Below are 4,196 nucleotides of genomic sequence, written 5' to 3'. Positions count from 1 at the left end.
AACCTGTAGCCTGCCCTCCGAATAATATTTCAAAAAAACCTCTAATATCCCAAGGATTTACTCCGTTTTTCGAATTATTGACATACGCAGTTGACCAAACTAGTGCATACCATAATATCGGAACTGTCGAGACGGCTATTAAACCAAACAATATTAACTTAAACTTTCCAACAAATCTGTTCCGGATTGAAAGCGAACTGTTTTTTTTTGTAAAATGAATTAGCCCTATAATAAAAAGTACTATTACAATAAAATCTCTTCTTTGATAAGTAGAAAGAGCACATAAAAAAGACATTAACAACCATATTATTGAAGATTTAACAAATTTATTATTCTTTAGATATGCCAGAACACAACATACTAGCGGGAAATATATATAAACATATCGAACAAACTGCGACAAATATATCTCCTTTTCTTTTCTACTCGGCAATAAAAACTCAAATAATGATAAGTCTGAATTTCTGTACACATTAACGAACACAACTAGCCATATTACCGCATAAACTGAAATCAACATGTGATAACGTGGTATTGAGAACGAGAATCCAACAATGGGAATGTTTAATTCTTCTTTTCTAACTAAAGTGTTACCTATTACCGCCCCGACTAAAAAAAGTGCGGTTAAAGAAATTGCAATTACAAACGGGTATAATGATTTTGCGGATTGGACTAACTGTACTTGTGAAAACTTATTAAATGCATAGGAAAACGCCATTTTCTCATTTAATACCCATGCCCACGCTGGAATCAAATAAAATATTGAGGTAAGAAAAGCTGTCAAAAAAGCGACATTAAATGGGTCTTTTAAGACATACTTAATTGAATAAGTTATTATTAAACCATTGACTATGGCTAACAAAAAAAACAAAGAATTGTTTAACAACAAAGTATTCATGAAATCATATCCTTAATTCTTATTAAGAAACATCTTTAACAAGTCAAAGTTACTTTTAGATGAATCAATTACCTTCTGTGGAGGATAGTAGGATTCCTTAGTCTTATCAATATATAAATTTAACTGCTCTAAAACTTGGCCCTTTTTTAAACTTGTTAATGGAATACATCTATCACTCGCATTAATTTGATTAAAAAACCTAGGTGTTTTGCTATGAACCGGAAATGATAGTACAGGCCTTCCTAATGCAGTAGAAGTAATTCCTACATGCAATTTAGTTGTTACGACAAGGTCTAATAAACCTAGAAGAGCTGTAAAAATCCAAGGATCGCTATATTGAACTATTGAACTTTCTTGAGGTAACTCTCTATTTATTTCATAACTTGCCCGTGGTATTTTAAAACCATCAGACAAGAGTAATATCTCTACATCATCATTTCTTTTAGAAAATTCAACAACTTCCTCTTTTACAATCTTTATAGTTTCTGGATACTCAAAATTCTGAATATGTACTGCTACTTTCTTAGCCCGTTTAGAGTTACTAATTATACGTTTCGCTTCCTTAAGGGCATATACTGGGATATCATCGCTTTTTAAGCTGATAACCACATCTGCTGTCACCTTAATTTTATCAGGATCTATACCATAATCTATTAAATAACTCTTTGATTCTTCATCTCTCACCGCTAAGACACTAGCTTTATGGCAAACTCCTATAAGCATATTCCTAGCTAAACGATTACTTATTGGTCCAACACCAACACCAATGATGGCGTATTCTTTCCTTTTAGAACTAATTATTTTGGCTGGAGGTACATGTCTTATGATATTTCTATATCCCCATCTTAGCTTATTATGAGAGGGCTCACCGAAGTACCCGCCCCCTCCATAAACAAGTGAATTAGCATTCAATAAAGTATTTACACCATTTAAATCAGCACCTATAATTTTACGTGTTTCCTCCGTTGCAAAAGGCAATGAGACTTGGCTATTTGGCACATATGCTTTAATAGCCTTAGTGTACAATGCCATTAATAAAATATCCCCAAAGTTATGCCTATGATACGATCCATGGAGTCCAATTATTTTATTTCCAACCCTTTCATTCGTCTGCACTTAAGGAACCCTTCTTCCTTTTAATTTTTTTACAACAAACGCCATACCATCTCCCAGAAAAAAAGTGGGTTTAATATAAATCAAGAACAAAACAAGCAGAACATTACCAACAAACGCTAGTATTAAATTCAAAATACTAGGAAAGTGGGCTCCTAAAAGAAAAGTTTTAGCGATACCGAGAAAAAACAGTAATATTAATGAAAGAATTAGTGGAGGTAGGTGAAGCTTTATAAAAAAGATCCAACTGAGTCCCAATAAATTCAAACTTAGCTGAGCCATCAAAATAAAATTAACAAATAAAGCAACTAGCACTCCTAGCGCCACTCCCATAATGCCCCACTGAAGTCCAAAAATTGAACCCGCTATTACTAACAATGCATATAATAATTGTCTCCAAGCTCTTCTATAAACAGCTCCCGTTGCTCGAGCAACCGACTCACTTATCTTATAACTGGTACGAAAAAACATGCCTAAAGAGAATATTTTCAATGGGGTTACAATTCCACCCCAATTTTGTCCCAGAACGACCTTCACTATGTCAGATGCAAATAGATATACATAAACGCTAATAGGAGCAACTAATAATGCTACGAGTGATAATCCCTTGGAATAGGAATTTATTAGTGCTTGTTTTTCATGCTGTATTTTTGACATGGAGGAAAATAACACTTTATCTAAAACCTGTCCAATTAGAACAGCCGGCATAGCCATTAACTGATACACACGCCCATAGAGCCCCAACGCTTCTGGACCCAACCACCTACCTACAACAAGGTTATCCCCCTGTAAGGCTCCGTAATTGAAAACTCTTGCAATTGTGAATCCTCCACCGAAGTACATGAGTTCTTTGAATGCAGACTTATCTAAACCAATACTTTTATTATGCTTTTTCTTTTTGACTAAAAATAGTGTCTTAATTAATTCTTGGGTCATATAACCTATAATTAAAGACCAAACACCTAATCCCAAAATAGCGAGAGAAATTGATAGAAATCCGTAACCTAGTGTGTTTGCTATCATCTGAATTTTTGACAAGACTTTAAATTCCAAATCTCTCGAAAGTAACGACTCAGAAACCACTCCAAAGCTTTGAATTATAAAAACAAAAGAAAAAACTTTTAAAATCAAATTTAAATCCTCATTGTTAAAAAAAACTGAGAAATACGGTGAAAAAAAATATACTATTAAAGTGAGAAGTCCTCCAAATAAAATTGAAATTGTATATCCTGTGGTTATATGCTTTGGATTAATTATTGGTCGTTGAACAAGTGCCGGCCCTATTCCAAGAGATGTAAAAATCACCGAGAATCCTATTATAATAAGGGCGGCCGACATCGAACCAAAATCTTCTGGGGTTAATATTCTAGAAAGCAATACTGTGAGGAAAAGTTGCGTTATTACTTGAAGACCTGTGCCGCTAAACATCCAAAGAAAACCCTTATACGTTTTCCTTTTCAATTCATCTTTTTCATTCCCTAAAGTACCCAATTGCTTAACCATCCTTTGCATTACCGTCAAACTCTAAAGCTTGAACCGTTTCCTATCCTGCCTTACCATCTCTTTATTCCAAAATTATTTTGATGCTAAATTTCTTTTATGCCCCTCTACAAAGCCATCACCTTTTAGGACTTTCTTAAAAGTCTTAAAACAACACTTCAGATCCATTATTAGTCCCATATTTTTCACATATTCACCATCGAACCTAGCCTTAGTCTCAATCGACAGTTCATCTCGCCCATTTACTTGGGCCCACCCAGTTAGACCAGGCCATATACTGTTAACCCCATACTTATCACGTTCAACAATAAGATCATATTGGTTCCAAAGAGCGGGTCGAGGACCGACAAAAGACATTTGACCAATAAGTATATTCCATAATTGAGGCAATTCATCAAGTGAAGTTCTTCTTAGAATTTTTCCAACCCTTGTAATATAGCTTTGGGAGTTGGAAAACAAGTGCGTTGGTGTATCCCTTGGCGCATCTATCCTCATAGTGCGAAACTTTAAAATACTAAAGGTATTTTTATTTACACCCACTCTCATTTGTTTAAATAGTACCGGGCCTTTTGAGTCAATTTTAATCACAAAAATGAGAAACAAGAACAAAGGCATTAAGACAATTATACAAATCATTGAAAAAAGAAAATCAATGATGCGTTTTAATTTTAAATACCTCATATTT

4 protein-coding genes are annotated in these 4,196 nt (G+C 34.2%); all 4 read right to left on the bottom strand.

Annotation, left to right across the window (positions count from 1 at the left end):
* Positions 1–898: hypothetical protein (locus tag PQG80_RS28720; protein WP_271755281.1), on the bottom strand; the 898-nt coding region annotated here is incomplete at its 3' end.
* Between the two features lie 12 nt (positions 899–910).
* Positions 911–2,014: a polysaccharide pyruvyl transferase family protein gene (locus tag PQG80_RS28715; RefSeq protein WP_271755280.1), complete on the bottom strand. Its 1,104-nt coding sequence runs from the start codon at positions 2,012–2,014 to the stop codon at positions 911–913.
* Complete coding sequence (locus tag PQG80_RS28710) at positions 2,015–3,514, bottom strand: lipopolysaccharide biosynthesis protein (RefSeq protein WP_271755278.1); 1,500 nt, start codon at positions 3,512–3,514, stop codon at positions 2,015–2,017. It abuts the gene before it with no gap.
* A gap of 72 nt (positions 3,515–3,586) precedes the next feature.
* Positions 3,587–4,192 (bottom strand): sugar transferase, encoded by a 606-nt coding sequence (locus tag PQG80_RS28705; protein ID WP_271755282.1) that lies wholly within the window; start codon positions 4,190–4,192, stop codon positions 3,587–3,589.
* Positions 4,193–4,196: the final 4 nt, after the last annotated feature.

It is taken from the genome of Cohnella rhizoplanae (assembly GCF_948329515.1).
GTDB classification, from domain to species: domain Bacteria; phylum Bacillota; class Bacilli; order Paenibacillales; family Paenibacillaceae; genus Cohnella; species Cohnella rhizoplanae.
This window is presented reverse-complemented; position numbering and strand designations above follow the sequence as displayed.